This is a genomic window from Anaeromyxobacter sp. SG17 (assembly GCF_022690695.1).
Classification (GTDB): Bacteria; Myxococcota; Myxococcia; order Myxococcales; family Anaeromyxobacteraceae; genus Anaeromyxobacter; species Anaeromyxobacter soli.
The window spans coordinates 61,923-80,700 of record NZ_JALCYX010000015.1 but is presented as its reverse complement, the minus strand read 5'-3'; the positions used below and the strand labels follow the sequence as shown (position 1 = coordinate 80,700).

At 73.7% G+C, this 18,778-nt stretch carries 15 protein-coding genes; 11 read left to right on the top strand and 4 right to left on the bottom strand.

Annotated features, from left to right (window positions below):
* The 5 genes from MNY60_RS08520 to MNY60_RS08500 all read left to right on the top strand — a co-directional run.
* Window positions 1-1,476: chemotaxis protein CheA (locus MNY60_RS08520; protein ID WP_242360414.1), on the top strand; the 1,476-nt coding region annotated here is incomplete at its 5' end.
* Window positions 1,473-2,075 (top strand): chemotaxis protein CheC, encoded by a 603-nt coding sequence (locus MNY60_RS08515; RefSeq protein ID WP_242360413.1) that lies wholly within the window; start codon window positions 1,473-1,475, stop codon window positions 2,073-2,075. The genes MNY60_RS08520 and MNY60_RS08515, both read left to right, overlap by 4 nt.
* 10 nt (window positions 2,076-2,085) lie before the next feature.
* Window positions 2,086-2,829, top strand: coding sequence for a nickel pincer cofactor biosynthesis protein LarB (larB, locus tag MNY60_RS08510; protein WP_242360412.1), 744 nt, complete (start codon window positions 2,086-2,088; stop codon window positions 2,827-2,829).
* 10 nt (window positions 2,830-2,839) lie between these two features.
* Window positions 2,840-4,051, top strand: coding sequence for a nickel pincer cofactor biosynthesis protein LarC (larC, locus tag MNY60_RS08505; RefSeq protein ID WP_242360411.1), 1,212 nt, complete (start codon window positions 2,840-2,842; stop codon window positions 4,049-4,051).
* Window positions 4,052-4,201: 150 nt separating this feature from the next.
* A complete protein-coding gene (locus MNY60_RS08500) occupies window positions 4,202-6,079 on the top strand; it encodes an ATP-binding protein (protein WP_242360410.1) in 1,878 nt (625 codons plus the stop codon).
* Window positions 6,080-6,088: 9 nt separating this feature from the next.
* On the opposite strand, the gene MNY60_RS08495 is transcribed toward MNY60_RS08500, so the two are convergent.
* A complete protein-coding gene (locus MNY60_RS08495; protein ID WP_242360409.1) occupies window positions 6,089-7,765 on the bottom strand; it encodes a hypothetical protein in 1,677 nt (558 codons plus the stop codon).
* A gap of 334 nt (window positions 7,766-8,099) precedes the next feature.
* Between MNY60_RS08495 and MNY60_RS08490 the strand changes: the two genes are divergently transcribed.
* The 6 genes from MNY60_RS08490 to MNY60_RS08465 all read left to right on the top strand — a co-directional run bounded on the left by MNY60_RS08490 (window position 8,100) and on the right by MNY60_RS08465 (window position 14,957).
* The gene (locus MNY60_RS08490; protein WP_242344800.1) at window positions 8,100-8,780 is read left to right on the top strand and encodes a MotA/TolQ/ExbB proton channel family protein; all 681 of its coding nucleotides are present in this window, start codon (window positions 8,100-8,102) and stop codon (window positions 8,778-8,780) included.
* Window positions 8,781-8,901: 121 nt separating this feature from the next.
* Window positions 8,902-9,399, top strand: a complete 498-nt coding sequence (locus MNY60_RS08485; RefSeq protein ID WP_242360408.1) for a biopolymer transporter ExbD — start codon at window positions 8,902-8,904, stop codon at window positions 9,397-9,399.
* 9 nt (window positions 9,400-9,408) lie between these two features.
* Window positions 9,409-9,993 (top strand): biopolymer transporter ExbD, encoded by a 585-nt coding sequence (locus MNY60_RS08480; RefSeq protein ID WP_242335654.1) that lies wholly within the window; start codon window positions 9,409-9,411, stop codon window positions 9,991-9,993.
* A 224-nt stretch (window positions 9,994-10,217) separates the two neighbouring features.
* Window positions 10,218-12,656, top strand: a complete 2,439-nt coding sequence (locus tag MNY60_RS08475) for a sodium-translocating pyrophosphatase (protein ID WP_242360407.1) — start codon at window positions 10,218-10,220, stop codon at window positions 12,654-12,656.
* A gap of 1 nt (window position 12,657) precedes the next feature.
* Window positions 12,658-13,353: an LON peptidase substrate-binding domain-containing protein gene (locus tag MNY60_RS08470; RefSeq protein ID WP_242360406.1), complete on the top strand. Its 696-nt coding sequence runs from the start codon at window positions 12,658-12,660 to the stop codon at window positions 13,351-13,353.
* A gap of 209 nt (window positions 13,354-13,562) precedes the next feature.
* A complete protein-coding gene (locus tag MNY60_RS08465; protein ID WP_242360405.1) occupies window positions 13,563-14,957 on the top strand; it encodes a hypothetical protein in 1,395 nt (464 codons plus the stop codon).
* Here the strand turns inward: MNY60_RS08465 and MNY60_RS08460 are convergent.
* The 3 genes from MNY60_RS08460 to MNY60_RS08450 are packed head-to-tail and all read right to left on the bottom strand — an operon-like array spanning window position 14,954 to window position 18,668.
* Window positions 14,954-16,261: a UDP-glucose/GDP-mannose dehydrogenase family protein gene (locus tag MNY60_RS08460; protein WP_242360404.1), complete on the bottom strand. Its 1,308-nt coding sequence runs from the start codon at window positions 16,259-16,261 to the stop codon at window positions 14,954-14,956. The genes MNY60_RS08465 and MNY60_RS08460 overlap by 4 nt on opposite strands.
* A gap of 50 nt (window positions 16,262-16,311) precedes the next feature.
* Complete coding sequence (locus MNY60_RS08455; RefSeq protein ID WP_242360403.1) at window positions 16,312-17,718, bottom strand: hypothetical protein; 1,407 nt, start codon at window positions 17,716-17,718, stop codon at window positions 16,312-16,314.
* A gap of 26 nt (window positions 17,719-17,744) precedes the next feature.
* Entirely contained in the window at window positions 17,745-18,668 is a 924-nt protein-coding gene (locus tag MNY60_RS08450; RefSeq protein ID WP_242360402.1) for a nucleotidyltransferase family protein, read from the bottom strand.
* Window positions 18,669-18,778 lie beyond the last annotated feature (110 nt).

Here is an 18,778-nt window from a genome sequence, read left to right as displayed (position 1 = left end):
ACCGCCCGGCGCGTGCAGGTGCAGGTCGAGATCGCCGGGTCCTGCCCGGTGCCGGCGGTGCGCGGCTTCCTCGTGGTGAAGAAGCTCGGCGCGCTCGGGCAGGTCGCCGAGGCCCGGCCGTCCGTGGAGGAGCTCCGCGCCGGCCGCATCCCGGGCAAGCGCCTCGAGGTCCTGCTCGACACCGCCGAGTCGCTCCAGGCGGTGGAGCGCGCCCTCGCGCAGATCTCCGACATCGCCGCCGTCACGCTCCGCGAGGCGGAGGCGGAGCGCGCCCCCGCGCCGGCCCCGGCGCCCGCGCGCGAGGGGACGCCCGGGGAGGCGAGCCGCACGGTGCGCGTCCGCACCGAGATCCTCGACGGCTTCCTCGACGCGGTGGGCGAGCTCATCCTCGCCACCGCGCGCATCCGCGAGATCGGCCGGGCGCTGCCGGAGGGCGCCCGCCCGGCGCTCGACGAGGGCGTGGACCGGCTCCACGCGATCGTGAAGGACCTGCACGACAAGGTGATGACGGTGCGGATGACGCCGCTCGCCCTCGTCACCGAGCGGCTCCCGCGCACGGCGCGCGACGTCGCGCGCAAGCTCGGCAAGAGCGTGGAGGTGGAGATCCGCGGCGCGGAGATCGAGCTCGACCGCGCCATCCTGGAGGAGCTGTCGGACCCGGTGCTGCACGTCCTGCGCAACGCCGTCGATCACGGCGTCGAGCTCCCCCACCTCCGACTCCTCGCCGGGAAGCCCGCCACCGGCGCCCTCGCCATCACCGCTCGCCGCGAGCGGGACCGGGTGATCCTCGAGATCTCGGACGACGGGCGCGGCATGAACCCCGAGAAGCTCCGCGCCGCCGCGGTCGCGCGCGGCGCGCTCAGCGCGGAGGACGCGGCGGAGCTCCCCGAGCGCGAGGCGCTCCTGCTCGCCTGCCTGCCGGGCGTCTCGACCGCCGAGACCGTCACCGACGTCTCCGGCCGCGGCGTCGGCCTCGACGCGGTGAAGCGCACCGTCGAGGGGGTGGGCGGCACGCTCGAGCTCGACTCCGTGCCCGGCAAGGGCACGCGCGTCACCTTCCGCCTGCCGCTCACCGTGGCGGTGCAGCCGGTGCTGCTCGTGCGCGTCGGCGAGGAGGTGCTCGGCATCCCCATCGCCAAGGTCCACGGCGCGGCGCAGGTGGCGCTCTCCCGGCTCGAGCGGAGCCAGGGGACGCCGGTGCTGGAGCACGAGGGCGCGCTCGTCCCGGTGCACGACCTCACCCGCCTGCTCGGCTTCCCGGGCGCGCCCTTCGACGAGCGCTCGGTGGTGGTGGCCGACGGCGGCGACGGCGGGCGGGTCGGCCTCGCGGTGGACGCTCTCCTCGGCCAGCACGAGGCGGTGCTGAAGCCGCTCGGCGAGCCGCTCGACCTCGTGCCCGGCCTCTCCGCGGTGACGGTGCTCGGCACCGGGCGGCCGGTGTTCATCCTGGACGTTCAGAGGCTCCTCTCGGCGTGACCTCCTTCGGCCCGCGAGACCTCGACGCCCTCCAGGAGCTCGCCACCATCGGCTGCGGGCAGGCCATCACCGCGCTCGGCAAGCTCGCCGGCCGGCGCATCGAGATGGACGTCCCCGAGGCGTGGGTGGGCGCCGAGGCGGGCGCGATCGCCGTGTTCCTCGGGGGGCTCGGCCAGGACCTCGTCGCCGTCGGCGTGAAGCTCGAGGGGCCGCTCCAGGGCGACCTGCTCCTCGCCCTGCCCGAGGCGGACGCGGAGGGGCTCGCGGCGCTGCTCGGCTTCCCGCCCGGCGCGGGCGAGGGCTGGGGCGGCATGGCCGAGAGCGCCCTCATGGAGTCGGGCAACATCGTGGGGAGCGCCTTCGTCTCCGCCATCGGGACCCTGGTCGGCGAGAAGCTGCTCCTGTCGGTGCCCACCTTCGCGCGCGGCAGCGGCCGCGCCTGCGTCGAGCGGCTCGTCGCCCACGCCGGCTCGATCGCGCTCGCCACCCGCTTCACCCTCGCCGCCGAGGTCGACCGCGGGGCCCTCGAGGGGCTCATCCTCGTCATGCCCAAGCCGGAACGGATCGCGAGGCTCCTCTCGCACCTCGATCTGCGCTAGACACCCCGGCATGGACGAACGCACGCTGCGCCGGCTCCTCGACGGCGTCCGCAATGGCGACACCACCGTCGACGACGCGGTCGCGCACATGAAGCACGCGCCGTTCGAGCGGCTCGGCGACGTCGCCACGATCGACACGCACCGCGCGCTGCGCGTGGGCATGCCGGAGGTGGTGCTCGCCGAGGCCAAGACCGGCGCCCAGGTCGCCGCGATCGCGAAGCAGCTCGCGGCCCGCGGGCCGCTCCTCGTGACGCGCCTCGCGGCGGACAAGGCCGCGCCGGTGAGGCGCGCGGTGAAGGGGGCGAAGTACGACCCGGTCTCGCGCACCCTGCGCAAGGGGCGCATGGACGTCCCGGCGCGCGGGCCGGTCGCGGTCTGCTGCGCCGGGACGAGCGACATCCCCGTCTGCGAGGAGGCGGCGGTGACGCTCGACGTGATGGGCCTCGAGGTGATCCGGGTCTACGACGTGGGCGTCGCCGGCCTGCACCGGCTCCTCGCGCGCCGGGCGGACCTCGAGCGGGCCCGCGCCGTGATCGTGGCGGCCGGCATGGAGGGCGCGCTCCCCTCGGTGGTGGGGGGCCTCGTGGGGCGGCCCGTCATCGGGGTGCCCACCTCCGTCGGCTACGGAGCCTCGCTCGGCGGCATGGCGCCCCTCCTCACCATGCTCAACTCCTGCGCGCCCAACGTCACGGTCGTGAACATCGACAACGGCTTCGGGGCGGCGTTCGTGGCGGGCCTCATCGCGCGCGAGTAGGAGCCTCTCCATGCAGCCTCTGCTCGTCCTCGAACCCATCGGCGGCATCGCCGGCGACATGTTCCTCGCAGCGGCGCTCGACCTGGGCGTCGACCGCGCCCGCCTCGAGGAGGCGCTCCGCTCGCTGGGCGTGCCCGGCTGGCGGCTCGAGGTGCAGCGCCGGAGCGCCTCGGCGATCCTCGGCACGCACGTGGACGTGGTCGTGGAGGGGCAGGAGCCGCCCGCGCGGTCGCTCTCCGAGATCCTCGGCATCCTCGACGCGAGCGCGCTCGCGCCGCGGGTGAAGGCCGCCGCGCGCGGGCTGTTCGAGCGGATCGGCCGGGCCGAGGCGAAGGTCCACGGCGTGCCGGTCGAGGAGGTGCACTTCCACGAGGTCGGCGCGGTGGACTCGATCGTGGACCTGTGCGGCGCGGCGGTGGCGCTCGACCTGCTCGGCTGGCCGCGCGTGGTGTCCGCGCCGCCCGAGCTCGGGCGCGGGATCGCCCGGACGGCGCACGGGCCGGTGCCCATCCCCCCGCCGGCGGTGCTGGAGCTGCTCGCCGGCACGCCCGTGCGGCCCGGCGGGCCTCCCGGCGAGGCGGTCACGCCCACCGGCGCCGCCCTCCTCGCCGAGTTCGCCCAGGTGGGGCCCCTGCCGCCGTTCGTGCCGCGCCGGATCGGCTACGGCGTCGGGACGGTCACCTGGCCGGACCGGCCGAACGTGCTGCGCATGACGCTCGCCGAGGAGGTCCCGCTCGCCCCGGGCGCGAGCCCCGCGGGCGGCGCGCCCGCGGAGGCCGGCGCCGGGGCGCTGTGGGTGCTCGAGGCGAACCTCGACGACTGCCCCGGGCAGCTCGTCGCGCGCGCCATCGAGGCCGCGCTCGAGGCGGGCGCGCTCGACGCGTGGGCCGCGCCGCTCACCATGAAGAAGGGACGCCCGGGGATGCTCCTGGGTGCGCTGTGCGAGGAGCCGCGCCGCGCGGCGGTGACCCAGGCGCTCTTCGCGGAGACCACCACGCTCGGCGTCCGCCGCCACGCGGTCGAGCGGGACGCCCTCGAGCGCACCTTCGAGCAGGTGGAGACGCCCTACGGGGTCGTGCGGGTCAAGGTGGCGTGGCAGGCCGGGCGCGAGCTGGGCGCTCACCCCGAGTACGACGACTGCCTCGCCCGCGCGCGCGAGCGCGGCGTCCCGGTGCGCGAGGTGATGTCCGCCGCCATCGCCGCACATCGCGCCGGGCGCTGAAGGCCGCGGCCGCCGCCTTCGTCGGCGCGTCCGCTCCGCGTGCTAGAGTCACTGCGGGGGAAGCGCGTGGCACGCAAGGAGAAGGCACGGCCGCGGAAGCGATCGGCCCGCGCGACGCCGCGGCGGAGGCCCCCGCGGCCCGCCCCGCGCGTGGACGACGCCGTGCTGCGCGAGGTGTTCCGCACCGCGGCGGTGCCGGCGGTGGTCCTCGAGGACGGCGTGGTGAAGCTCGCGAACGAGGCGTTCGCGAGGGCGCTCGGGCAGGACGCCGACGCGCTCCGCGGCGCGGCGCTCGGCGCGCTCCTCCCGCCGGTGGACGGCGAGGTCCCCACCCCGCTCCCCGGGACGATCCGCAGCTACCGCACGAGCGTCGCCGGCGTGCCTGCCCGCGTCGACGTCTCCGCCGCGCTCACGCCCGCGCAGAGCGGCGCGGTCCTGGGCTCGGCCGCCCTCGCCCTGGCGCTGCCCGACGAGGACACCGCGGTCCCGCGCGTGCTCCTCGCCCTCTCCCGCGAGCTCGCCGAGGCGCGCAGCGAGGACCAGATCACCGCCGCGGTGGCGCGCGCGCTCGAGCTGCTCTTCCCCGCGCGCTCCTTCTGCGTGCGGCTCGTCGATCCGAGGACCTTCGCGCTCACCACCCTGTACGCCCGCGGCCGGCTCCGGCCGCTCGCGCGCGGCCGGCTCGCCCTCAAGGCGATCGCGGTCGAGCGCACCGGCCTCTCGCGCGCGGCGCTCGAGCAGGGCGGCGTCCAGATCGTCGAGCGCGACGTGCCGCTCTTCGCGGGCTGCGACGAGGCGAGCGCGGTCCCGCTCGCCGTGGCGGGGCAGCTCTTCGGCATCGTGAACCTCGAGTACGCGCGCGGCGGCCCGGGCGATCCGCTCTCCGACGCGTCGCTGCTGTACCAGGTGGCGAACCACGCCGCCCTCGGCGTCCGGAACCTGCGCTCGGTCGAGGAGCTCACCTACCTCAAGACCTACCTCGAGGACCTCATCGAGCACGCGAACGCGCTCATCTTCGTGGCGAGCCGGGCGCGCGAGGTGATCGTCTGGAACGCCGCGCTGGTGCGGCTCACCGGGGTCGCCCGCGAGGAGGCGCTCGGGGGCGATCTCCTCGCGCGCATCCCGCCGGAGGAGCACGCCGCGGTGGAGGCGGTGCTCGCGCGCGGGCTCTCGGGCGAGTCGGTGGACGGGTTCGAGACGCGGCTCCTCGCCGCGGGGCGCGAGGCGCGCATCGCGGTGAACACCGCCCCCATCTTCGGCGCGGCCGGCGACGTCGAGGGGGTCATCGCCATCGGCCACGACCTCACGCGCGTGCGCTCGCTCGAGGCCGCGGCGGAGCACGCCGAGCGGCTCGCCGGCATCGGCCGGCTCGTCGCGGGCGTCGTGCACGAGCTCAACAACCCGCTCACCGCGGTGAACATGTACTCGGACGTGCTCGTGGAGAAGCTGCAGAACGCCGGGCACGACCCCGCCGACGTGGAGAAGCTCCGCGCCATCCGCGAGGGGGGCCAGCGCATCCAGCGGCTCGCGCGCGACCTCGTCGCCTACGCGAAGCCCTCCGGCGCGCGCGCCGAGCTCGTGGACCTCGCCTCGGTGCTCGACGAGGCGGCGCGGCTCGCGAAGCCCGCCCTCAAGGAGATGAGCGCGGTGCTCGAGCAGCGGCTCGTCCCGGTGCCGCCGGTCGAGGGGAACCGCCCGAGCCTCGTGCACGTCTTCGTGAACCTCGTGCGGAACGCCGCGCAGGCGGTCGGCGAGGGCGGCCGCGTGTCGCTCGCGCTCGAGCAGGACGGCGAGACCGTGAAGGTCGCGGTGCAGGACGACGGCGCGGGCATGCCGCCGGAGATCGCGGCCCGGGCGTTCGAGCCGTTCTTCACGACGCGCCCGGGCGTGGGCATCGGGCTCGGGCTCCCGATCGTGCAGGGCATCCTCGAGCGCCACGGCGGTCGGATCGCCCTCGACACCGCCGAGGGCCGCGGCACCACCGTGACGGTGACGCTGCCCGTCCGCGGCGCCGGCGCAGAACGCTGAACGCTCCGTTCAAACATTCACGCTGAGGATCGCGTAGCCCTTGAAGGCGGGCAGCACCGTGGAGAGCGAGTAGCCCGACGGGTTCATGGGGATGCGCACGTCGCTGCCGTCTGCGGAGACGAAGCGCGCGCGGCGGGCGTCGCCCGCCACCTGGAGGCCGAGGAACAGGGTCGCGCCCTGGGCGCGCTCCGGGCCGAGCGTGACGAGGTGCGCGTGAACCGCGCCCTCTGTGCGGTCGAGGACCACGAGGAGCGGCTGGCGCGAGGCGACGGACGCCGCCCGGCGTCCCTTGCCGAGGAGCGCCGCGAGCGCGCGCTCGAGCAGCGCCGGGTCCGGCGGCGCGGCGCTGCCCTTCTCCGGCGCGAGCGGCGCGAGGGCGGCGAAGGTCCCCTTCCCCACGCGCACGCCGGCGGGCTTGCCGCCCGGCAAGAACGTCGCGCCTGGCCGCCCGACCTCGTCGGCGCCGGCGGGCTCGCCGAACGCGAGCACCCCCCCGCCTGCCTCGAGCCGCCGCCGGATCTCCTTGGCCTCGAGCGGCGTCACGCCCACGGCGTCGGCGAGCACCACGACCGCCTCCGGCGGCGCGTCCTCGAGGCGGAGCACCACCGGGGTCTGCACGTGCAGCTGCGCGAGCGCCTCCGCCGCGCGCTCGACGGCGGCGCGGTGCCGCCCGCCGGACCAGAGGTCCGCCTCGGCGGAGTAGAGGATCGCGCACTCGGCGACCGGCGTGGTCACGAGGGGCGAGCGGCCCGCGGTGGCGAGCTGGCGGGCGAGCCGCCGCACGGCCGCGACCTCCGTGCCCGGCGCCGCTGCCGGCTCGACGCCGGAGAGGTCGATGCCGCAGCTCGCCGCGACTGCGGCGAGGCGCGCGTGCGGATGCGCCCCGGCGGCGGAGGCAGCCGCGGGCGCCACCGCGGCGAGGCGGCGGCCCATCGCCGCGCGCAGGAGGCGGAACAGGCCGATCCCGGTCGCGCCGGGCGCGAGGCTCGCCGGGAAGATGGCCGCGTCGGCGTGGCGCGCGGCGCGGAGCTGGGCCGGCCCGACCGCCTCGAACTGGACCACCACCTCGAACGCGCGGGCGGCGGCGCGGGCCGCGTCGCGTGCGCTGCGCGCGTAGTCGGCGACCGCCCGCTCGAGCGCCTCGTTGCGGGTGCGCCAGAAGTCGCGCCCGAACGGGAGGACCTCGAACGACAGCGCGCCGGAGGCCTGCGCCACCGCCTCGCGCGCGAGGGAGAGGTAGTCGATCGGCTGGAAGTGATCGCCGTACTCGCGGACGAGGTGGCGGGTGAAGGCGCGCTGGCAGTCGGTGCAGAAGCCTGCGCCGAGGAGGCCGAGCGTGAGCGGCGCGTCCGGGCGGTCCAGGCAGACGCCGGCGAAGCCGGCCGAGAGCGCGGCCCGGACCGCCTCGCCGACGCGGGCGCGCTGGCGCTCGGACGACAGGCAGGCGCGCGGGGTGCCGCCCATGCCCGCGATCGTCCCGTCGGCCGCGCGGCACGCCTCGGACGGCGTCGTGGCGCGGCCTGACGGCACGTCGGCGAGCGCGCGGTTCACGAGCGACGCGGGCAAGGGCTCCGCGGGCGTGGCGACGAGCGGGTGCGCGTCGAGCGCGGCGGCCGCGCGGGCAGCCTCTTCCGGCAACGCGCCGGGCGCGAGGCGGTAGGGCGCGAAGGTGGTCTCGTTCGGCATGTCCGACGACCGCCCGGACGGAGCGCGGCGCGCTTTCGGCCGCTCACCGGCCAGGCGCTCCGGCGCGCGGAGGCGGAGAGCCTACGACGCAGGCCGCCTCGCGGGCAATTGCCGGGCGAGCGCGGCGGATGCACCGTCTCGCCCGGACGTGCGCGACACGGCCGCGCGGGGCGGCGGGCGCGTCGCGTGTAGGTCGAACGGTGTGCGCGGCGCGCGCACGCCGTCGAATTGACGCCTCTGAAAACCCCGTGATAGGGGATCGAGCACTCGGGCAAGCGCGCGGCAATTCCCTGCGGATTTCCGCGCGTGCCCACGGTCCGGAGGACCCTTCCAGATGGGCGACATGTTCGGAACGCTGGCGAAGCACTACCACGACGGTGGCTGGATGATGCACCCCATCCTCGTGTCGCTGTTCTTCGTGGTGGGGCTCGTCATCGACCGCATCATCGCCCTGTATTTCAGGGCGAACGTCGATAAGGACGCCTTCCTGCGCGGCCTCAAGAAGCACATCTACGCGGGCGACCTCGACAAGGCGATCAGCTTCACCGCCTCGCAGAAGAAGACGCCGCTCACGAGCGTCATCAAGGCGGGGCTCATCAACGTGCCGAAGGGCGATCAGGACGTGCAGGCCGCCATGGACGAGGCGACCCTGCGCGAGTCGCCCAAGATCGAGGCGCGCACGGGCTACCTCGCCATGATCGGCAACGTGGCCACGCTGCTCGGCCTCCTCGGCACCATCGTCGGCCTCATCGGCGCGTTCGGCGCCGTGGCGAACGCCAACCCGGCCGACAAGGCGGCGATCCTCGCCGACTCCATCTCCGAGGCCATGAACTGCACCGCGTTCGGCCTCCTCACCGCGATCCCGGCGCTCGTCGCCTTCTCGGTGCTGCAGGGCCGCACCCAGCACATGATCGACGAGATCAACGAGACCTCGGTCGCCGTGCTGAACCTCATCGTCGCGAACAAGGACAAGATGAAGATGCCCGCGACGGTGTCGACGGGCGACGACGACTAGGACGGATCCCGGCGCTCCCCGCTCGCCCCTCGGGGCGAGCGGCCCGGGGCGCCCGAGCGACCGCCCGCGGCGCGAGCCACGGGCGGCAGCGGATCCGAGCTCACGCGAGAGGAGGTAGCCAATGGGCGGCGGCGCGATGCCCGAGCAGGGCGGCGGCGGTGGCAAGCGGCGAAAGAAGGCGCTCGACGCGACGATCAACGTCGTCCCGGCGATCGACCTGCTCTCCTGCTGCATCACCTTCCTCCTCTACACCGCGGTCTGGACGCAGGTCTCGCGGCTCCAGGTGCAGCAGCTCGGCACCGGCGCGCCCGAGGTCGAGCAGACCGAGGCGCAGAAGCAGCTCCTCGTGACCCTCGCCATGGGCGAGCGGGGCTTCAACCTCTCCACCTCGGCCGGCACCTCCATCGAGATCCCGAACCTCGGGCGCGGCCAGGACGGCCTCGTGCGCTTCGACCTCAAGGGCCTCGGCGAGCGGCTGAAGGCGCTCAAGGGCGATCACCCGGACGCCGCCGCGGTCACCCTCTCCGCCGAGGACACCGTGCCCTACGGCGACCTCGTGCAGGTCATCGACACGTGCGTCGGCGCGGGGCTCGTCTCCGTCGCCGTCACCGGGGTCTAAAGAGCCGCCATGCCCATCGTCACTCCAGGCAAGCGCCCGGCGAAGCGGTTCGAGAAGTCGAAGATTCTCGGCGGCAAGATGGGCCGCGCTCACAAGGCGACCAACGCGGAGCTGAACGTCGTCCCGATGGTCGACATGATGACGATGCTCGTCATCTTCCTCCTGCAGCAGTTCAGCGCCACCGGCGAGGTGCTGTACATGCAGAAGGACATCAAGCTCCCCGACGCGCAGCACGGGCAGATGATCGAGATGGCGCCGGTGGTGGCGGTGAGCGCCGACCAGGTGGTCGTGACCGGGGTGAAGGTCGCGGACATCCGCGAGCTCGACTCCGACTCGGGCTACCTCAACATCCCCGCGCTCGAGGAGCGGCTGCGCGACGAGAAGAAGCGCTGGGAGTTCATCCACCAGCAGGACCCCGAGAAGAAGTGGGACGGGGTGGTGAACATCCAGGCGGACAAGGCGGTGCCGTTCCGCATCGTGAAGCGCGTGATGTACTCCTGCGGCGTGGCCGGCTACTTCAACGTGAACTTCGCGGCGCTCGACCTCGGCGGCCTCACCGCCACCTCGAGCGGCGCCCCGACGCCCGGCATCTGAGCGCTCGCCCGGCCGCGATCGCCCCCGCCTACGGCGCGGGGCGCCGGCCGCGGCGCGGCTCTTCCGCGCGCCACGCGGCGCCCGCGGGCGCTCGGGACGCCCGAACATCCCCAACGCTTGCCAAAAAGCGCAACGGGCCGGTACTATCCGGGCTCCGCCGCGGCGTTCCGTCGCGCAACCAACGGATATTCCAAGAAATATCCGAAGATTCGGATTCCCGGACCATGAACATCTCCCACCTGCTTTCACGCCTCGCCGTCGCCGCAGCGCCGCACCACGGCGGGGGCGAGGCGAACCTCGTCCTGCCGGACCTCGGGTCCGAGACCTTCCTCGGCGGTGTGACGGGGCACTCGCTCCTCCTCGTCGGCCTCCTCGTCTGCGCGCTCGGCCTCGTCTTCGGCCTCGTCGTCGCCCGGCAGCTCAAGGCGCTGCCCGTGCACCGCTCGATGCGGGAGATCTCCGAGCTCATCTACGAGACCGCGAAGACCTACCTCGGCACGCAGGGCAAGTTCATCGCGATCCTGTGGGCCTTCATCGCGGTGATCATCGTCGCGTACTTCGGCTTCCTCACCACCGGCCCCGAGGGGCAGCAGGGGATGGGGCTGGGCCGGGTGGCGATCATCCTCCTGTTCTCGCTCGTCGGCATCATCGGCTCGACCGGCGTCGCCTGGTTCGGCATCCGCGTGAACACCTACGCGAACAGCCGCGCCGCGTTCGCGTCGCTGGGCGGCAAGCCGTTCCCGACCTACGCCATCCCGCTCAAGGCCGGCATGTCGATCGGCACGATGCTCATCAGCGTCGAGCTGCTCATCATGCTGTTCATCCTCCTCTTCATCCCGCGCGACCTCGCCGGCCCCTGCTTCATCGGCTTCGCGATCGGCGAGTCGCTCGGCGCGTCCGCGCTCCGCATCGCCGGCGGCATCTTCACGAAGATCGCCGACATCGGCTCGGACCTGATGAAGATCGTCTTCAAGATCAAGGAAGACGACGCGCGCAACCCCGGCGTCATCGCCGACTGCACCGGCGACAACGCGGGTGACTCGGTCGGCCCCTCCGCGGACGGCTTCGAGACCTACGGCGTGACGGGCGTCGCGCTCATCACCTTCATCCTGCTCGCCATCTCCAACCCGGCCGTGCAGGTGAAGCTGCTCGTCTGGATCTTCGCGATGCGCATCATGATGGTCATCGCGTCGGTCGTGTCCTACTGGATCAACGAGGCCGTCGCGAAGGGCCGCTACGCCGCCGCGACCGTGATGAACTTCGAGGCGCCGCTCACCGCGCTCGTGTGGCTCACCTCGGTCGTCTCGGTGGTCCTCACGTACGTCGTCTCGTACCTGCTCATCGCCGACCTCGGCGACGGCACGATGTGGTGGAAGCTCTCGACGATCATCACCTGCGGCACGCTCGCCGGCGCGATCATCCCCGAGATCGTGAAGGTCTTCACCTCCACCTCCTCCGGCCACGTGAGGGAGGTCGTCACGGCCTCCCGCGAGGGCGGCGCGTCCCTGAACGTCCTCGCCGGCCTCACGGCGGGCAACTTCTCCGCCTTCTGGATGGGCCTCGTCATCACCGCCCTCATGGCGGCCGGCTGGGGCGTCTCCACGCTCGGCCTCTCGGACCTCATGATGGCCCCGGCGGTGTTCGCCTTCGGCCTCATCGCCTTCGGCTTCCTCGGCATGGGGCCGGTGACCATCGCGGTCGACTCCTACGGCCCGGTCACCGACAACGCGCAGTCCGTCTACGAGCTCTCGCTCATCGAGAACGTCCCGAACGTCCACGCCGAGGTGAAGAAGGAGTTCGGGTTCGAGCCGAACTTCGACAAGGCGAAGCACTTCCTCGAGGAGAACGACGGCGCCGGCAACACCTTCAAGGCGACCGCAAAGCCGGTGCTCATCGGCACGGCCGTCGTCGGCGCGACGACGATGATCTTCTCGATCATCGTGGCGCTCACGAGCGGCCTCACCGCCAACCTCGAGAAGCTCTCCATCCTGAACCCGCTCTTCCTGCTCGGGCTCATCATGGGCGGCTCGGTGATCTACTGGTTCACCGGCGCGTCCACGCAGGCCGTCTCCACCGGCGCCTACCGCGCGGTCGAGTTCATCAAGGCCAACATCAAGCTCGAGGGCGTCGAGAAGGCCTCCGTCGAGGACTCGAAGAAGGTCGTCGAGATCTGCACGGTCTACGCGCAGAAGGGCATGTTCAACATCTTCCTCGTCGTGTTCTTCGCGACGCTGTCCTTCTCGTTCGTGGACGAGTTCTTCTTCATCGGCTACCTCATCTCGATCGCGATCTTCGGCCTGTTCCAGGCGATCTTCATGGCGAACGCCGGCGGCGCCTGGGACAACGCGAAGAAGGTCGTCGAGGTCGAGCTCAAGGCGAAGGGCACCGCGCTGCACGACGCGACCGTGGTCGGCGACACCGTCGGCGACCCCTTCAAGGACACCTCGTCCGTCGCGATGAACCCCATCATCAAGTTCACGACGCTCTTCGGCCTCCTCGCCGTCGAGCTCGCGATCAAGATGGAGCTCGGGACGCGCGTCACCCTCGCGGCCGTCTTCCTCGCCGTCGCGCTGTTCTTCGTCTACCGCTCGTTCTACGGGATGCGCATCCAGGTGGGCATGAAGACGGCGGGCGAGACCTCGGCGAGCCCGGCGGCCCATTAACATGTGCGCGGAGCGCATCGCTCCGCAGGGCAAGTGGGCGGCGCTCGCGAGCGCGTGCGCCGCCCTCAAGGTGTTCCCGCTCCACGGCGTGGCCGTCCTCCCCGGGACGCCCACGCCGTTTCACGTCTTCGAGCCCCGCTACAAGGCGCTCGTGAAGGACGCGCTGGCCGGGGATCGCGTGGTCGCGATCCCCGCGCTCTACACCAAGGCCGACGCGCAGCGGCTTCGCCCGCGCCTCAAGCCCATCTGCGGGGCTGGCATCATCGAGGCCGAGCAGGAGTACCCCGACGGCCGCTACGACATCCTCGTGCGCGGCCTCGCCCGCGTGCGGCTCGTCGAGGAGCACGTCACCGAGAAGGCGTACCGGGAGTGGAAGGCGGAGATCCTGGAGGAGATCTGGCCCCAGGGAGGCGCCGCCGCGCTCGTCCCGGAGCTCGAGGCGCTCCGCCAGCTCGTCTACGAGCTCTCGACGCGGCTGCCGGCCGAGTCCGGCGCGCCGCAGCTCGCCGAGGCGGTCGCGCAGATGAGCGATCCCTCCGCGATCGTGGACCTCGTGGGCGCCGCGGTGGTCTCCGACCCGGAGTCTCGGCAGAAGGTGCTCGAGGAGCTCGCGGTCGCGCGGCGGCTCGAGTACGTGCTCGAGGAAGTCGCTGGCGTCGTGCTGGTGCTCTCGAAGGGGAAGAACCCGCGGGTGTGAGCGGGCCCGGCTGGCCGCGGCTTCTCGTGGATGCCGCACGGAGCGCGAAGTAGGATGCGCAGCGCCGTCCGGAATCCGCTCGGCGATGCACGGAGCTCCCGCTGACCGCCCGTCTGTTCCTGGAGGTTGCCATCTCCTGTCCGCAGCCCACGATGCGAGCGCCGAGCGCCGTTCCGGGGACCGCCGAGCGCTCCGCGGCAAGACGCCTCGTGCCATGGCTCACGCTCGCCGCGGCTGCGGCGATCCTGCTCTGGCCCGCTGTCCTGAACGGCTACCCCCTCGTGTACGACGACACGGGGACGTACATCTTGTCGGGCTTCCACCCCGAGGTGCCGGTCGACCGTCCCGTGACGTACGGGCTCTTCCTGCGCGTCGCGAGCGCCGGCTCTCAACCCTGGCTCGTGGTCGTGGCGCAGGCCCTCCTCCTCGCCTGGGCGCTCCAGCGCGCGTTCTCGCTCGCGACAGGCCGCTCCTCGCCGGGGGCCGCCGTCGCGCTGGCCTTAGCAGGGGCCTGCCTGGGCGGAGCGGGCATCGCCGCGAGCGAGCTCATGCCGGACGTCTTCACGGCGCTCGTGATCGTGTCGATGGCGGCGGTGCTCGGCCTCGAGCTGAGCCGGCGGGATCTCGTCGCCTTCGGAGCGCTGCTGTGGCTCGCGCTCGTCGTCCATCTGTCGCACCTGAACCTGGCAGTGGCCCTGCTGTTGCTCGCGGGGGGCTGGAATCTCGCCGCGCGCCGGGCCCGCTTCCGCTTTGCGCCGCGCCGCCTCGCCCTCATCGCCGTCATCACCGCGTCCGCCTGGCTCACCATTCCGACGACGCACGCGCTCATGGGCGGCGGGTTCACGCTGGCGCGCGGCGGGACGGTGTTCCTCGTCGGCCGCATGGCGGCCAACGGGATCCTCGCCGACGTCCTGGGAGCGCGCTGCGCCGAGGCCCGGTGGCGGCTGTGCGCGTATCAGGACCGGCTCCCCATGACGACCGACGAGTTCGCCTGGTCCCCCTCGAGCCCGCTCTACCTCACGGGCGGGTGGACCGACGAGAACTTCGCAGAGTTTCGCGACATCCTCCGGGCGAGTGTCCGCACTCGCAGTGGACTCGCAAGGCACGTCCGCGAGGCCGCCTCCGCCTCCGCGCAGCAGCTCTTGCTCGTGTCTCCGACGCGCTGGATCCGGCCCCTCGCGGACCCCTCGTTCTACGCGGTGGCCGAGACCCGCCGCTGGCTGCCGCGAGCCTTTCCCGCGTACATGCGAGCGGCGCAGCAGCGCGGAGCGCTGCACCTGCGCTGGCTCGACGAGGTGCAGTGGGTGGCGCTCGCGCTGGCCGCGTCGGCGCTGGGAGTCGCGGGCGCCTCGCGGGCCGCGCGTTCGGCCGCCGCCCGCGCCTGGCCGTTCGCTGCGCTGCTCGTCGCCGGCACGGTCTCGAACGCCGTCGTGTGCGCGTCGCTCTCGAACCCGCAGGACCGGTACCAGTACCGGGTCGTCTATCTGCTGCTGATCGCGGCGATGACGGTATGGGGCGCGATCGCCGCCCGCGCTCGGACCGTGGAGCGCGTCGCCGCGGGAGCGGTCGGCGCGGCCCGCACGGACCCGGGGGCGCGGGGCTAGCTGACGTTCCGCCCCACCCCGTAGTACGTGAACCCCGCCGCCCGCATCTTCGCGGCGTCCCACACGTTCCGGCCGTCGAGGAGCACCGGCTGGCGCAGGAGCGTCTTCAGGCGGGAGAGGTCGGGCTGGCGGAACTCGTTCCATTCGGTGACGAGCATGAGCGCGTCGGCGCCCTCCGCCGCCGCGTAGGGCTCGTCGGCGAGCACGACACCGCGGCCGTCGAAGAGCCGCTCCGCCACCTCGGCGGCCACCGGATCGTGGGCCCGCACCCGGGCGCCCGCGCCGAGGAGCCCCTCCACCACCGAGATCGCCGGCGCCTCGCGCATGTCGTCGGTCTTGGGCTTGAAGGCGAGCCCCCACACCGCGATGGTTTTCCCGGCGAGCGAGCCGAAGTGCTTCGTGGCCTTCTCCACGAGCCAGCGCTTCTGGCGCTCGTTCACGCGCTCCACCGAGCGGAGCAGGTCGAAGTCGAGGCCCACGTGGCGGGCCATGGTCATGACGGCGCGCACGTCCTTCGGGAAGCAGGAGCCGCCGAAGCCCACGCCGGGAAAGAGGAACGGGTGGCCGATGCGGCGATCGGAGCCGATGCCGCGCCGCACCTGATCCACGTCGGCGCCCAGCCGCTCGCACAGCGCGGCCATCTCGTTCATGAAGGAGATGCGCGTCGCCAGCATGGCGTTCGCCGCGTACTTGGTGAGCTCGGCGGAGCGCAGGTCCATGAACAGCACCGGCTGCTCGGCGCGGACGAACGGCGCGTACAGCTCGGCCATCACGGCGCGCCCGCGCTCGGAGGCGACGCCCACGACCACGCGGTCGGGCCGCATGAAGTCCTCGATGGCGGCCCCCTCCTTGAGGAACTCGGGGTTCGAGACCACGTCGAACGGGTGCTGCGCGACGCGCCGCAGGGCCTCGGCGACCTTCTCCGCGCTCCCCACCGGCACGGTGCTCTTGTCCACCACCACGCACGGGCGGGTGAGGTGGCGGCCGATGTCCTCGGCCGCGGCGAGCACGTACTGGAGGTCCGCCTCTCCGTTCTCGCCGGGCGGAGTGCCCACCGCGATGAACGCGACCTCCGCGCCCCCGATGGCCTCGGCGTAGGAGGTCGTGAAGGTGAGCCGCCGCTCCTTCACGTTGCGGCGGACGAGCTCCTCGAGGCCGGGCTCGTAGATCGGGATGCCGCCGGCGCGCAGCGTCTCGATCTTGCGCGCGTCCACGTCGAGGCAGACGACGGTGTGGCCGGTCTCGGCGAAGCAGGTGCCGGTGACGAGGCCGACGTAGCCCGTGCCGACGACAGCGATCCGCATGTGTGCTCCCCCAGGAAAAAGCGCCCGGAGGGTAGCACGGAGCGGCCGGCTCAACGAGCGGCGGTGCGAGCGTGCGCCGGCGCGGCGCCGCCCGCCTCCGGGCGCGCCCGGCGCAGCGCGTGCGCCCCGGCGGCGGCGAGCCAGGCCGCGGCGAGCGAGAGCGCGAGCACGTTGGCGTAGTTCCCCACGAGCACGTGCTTCTGCGTCTCGACGAGCCCGTCGGCGAGCGAGACCGGGTACTGCAGGGCGCCGAAGAGCGCGAGGAGCCCCGCCGCGCGCGCCGCGCCGGAGCGCCGCGCTGACGCGAGGAGCGGCGAGGCGGCCGCGAGGAGCGCGAGCGCGAGCACGGCCCGGCCGAGCCGGTGGAAGACGCCGGTCCAGAAGCGGAACGGGAACAGCTCGGCGTAGGACGCGAGGCTCGGCGCGCGCTTCGAGAGGTAGGCGAGGTCCACGTCGGCGCCCTTCGCCACCGCGCGGGCGACGAGCGCGGCGGCGGCGCGCGGGTGCGTCGCGAGGAGGCCTGCGGCGGCGGCGAGCGAGCCGGGCGCGCGCTCGAGGCAGGCCGGCCCCTCGGGCCGCACGTAGGCTCGCACGCCGATGCAGTCGCGAACGACCGGCGCCCCGCGCACACGCACCTCGGCGAGCTCCGCGTCGGAGAGCGGGAGGAGCGCGCCGTAGTAGAGCGCCTGGTAGGCGTTGAGCCGCGTCGTGGCGCGGTTCACGAGGGGCGGGACGACGGCGACGGCCTGGGCGAGGAGGAGGGCCGCGACCGCCAGCGCGCGAGTGGCCGCCGTCCGCGCACTGAGCGCGTCCCACAGGAAGGGCGCCGCGAGGAGCGGCAGGTAGAAGAAGGCGGACTTCGCCGCCCCCACGAGCGCGGCCACGGCGAGCGCGGCGAGCGCGTCCCAGCGCGATCGCTCCCGCGCCGCGCGCCACGTGAGAAGCGCGAGGAGCGGCAGGAACACGATCGCGACCTGGTCCTCGAAGGCGCTGTTCAGGAACGCGACGAAGCTCGTCTCGAGCGCGGCGAGGCCGAGCAGGAGGGCGAGCACCACCCCCGCGACGGGCGCCTCGGCGGCGGCGGCAGCGACGAGCGCGACGGCGCCCGCGACGAGCAGCGCGCGGAGCGGCAGGGAGCCGACGACGAACGAGTACTCGCGGTCGCGCGTGACGAGCCCGTCGAGGGCCACCTGCGCCGCGAGGATGGGCTTGTAGGACGAGGCCGTCATGCCCGGGTGGACCCGCGGCGCGTCCGGGGCGAGCTCCCAGCGGTCGTGCCACTCGCCGAGAATGCGGCGCTCGCGCTCGGGGGTGTCGTAGGGCGGCCAGTTCGTCGCGAACCCGACCGGCTTCTCGAGGAGGAAGTAGGTCGAGCGATCGAAGTCGCCGTTGTCCGCGAGCCCGGTGCCGAGGTGGAGGAGCGAGAGCGCTGCGAGGGCGGCCGCGTAGGCCCCCACGCCGACGCGTCTCGCGCGCTCCGGGGTCACGGCGCGACCACGAGCCTCGCCGCGGCGTCCACGCCGCGCAGGTGGCGGAGCTGGGCCGGGTCCTTCGCCGCCTCGACCACCCGCTCGACCGCGAGCCGCTCGGCGATGCCGAGCGCCGGGCGCACGCGCGCCGCCGCGTCCGCGATCTCGGGGTAGAAGTGCGCGGCGAGCAGGCTCGAGCCGAAGAGCGCCCGCGATAGCCGCAGGTCCGCGGCGCGGGCGTGCAGGTACCGGAGGTCGAGCTCGAGGCGGAGCAGCTCGCGCACGTCCACGTAGGTGATGAGCGGCGCGAAGAGCCCCAGGCCCGCCTGCTCCGCGACGGTCCCGAGGAGCGCGTCCTCGGCCGATGGCCTGGCGGCCCCCGGGCCGAACGCCCGGTGCGGCCGGCCGCGCTCGAAGAGCGGCCCCTCCGCCGGGCCGCCGGGCCACAGGGCGTCCTGCACGGCGATGGTGATGCGCTCGTCGGCGAGCACGGCCGTGCGGCCCTCGTGCTCGGTGCGCTCCACGTGGAGCGCAGGCACCCGGGAGACGAGCTGCTCGCGGTCGGCGGATCGCATCGCGATGCGTACCTCGCCGACCGGGCGGAACGCCATGTGCGGGTAGAGCCAGTCCACGTAGGCGGCCGCGTCGAGCAGCACCACCGGCAGCTCCGGCGCCTCGCGCAGCGCGTTGCGCAGGGAGACGAGCTTCAGGACGTTGTCGTTCACGACCCCCTGGTAGTTGCCGAGCAGGCGCTCGCGGAACGCCTCCGGCAGGCCTGCGCCGAGCCGCGTCGTCTCGAGCTGGTACGAGGCGAGCGGCCCGAGGCCGTGCGCCTCGAGGACGTCGCCGAGGAGCGAGAAATCCGCGTCGGGCAGCGCCCGCGGGGGGGTGAAGTCGGTGAGCGCGCGCAGGGCGTCGAGCAGGGCCACGGCCGCCATCTAACCCGTCCGGCGCGGCGCGGCAATCGGCCAATCGAGAGGCGCAGAGCCCCGCCGACGACTCGACGCGCGCGGGGCCCGTGGGCATGTCCACGTTGTGGTGACAAGGG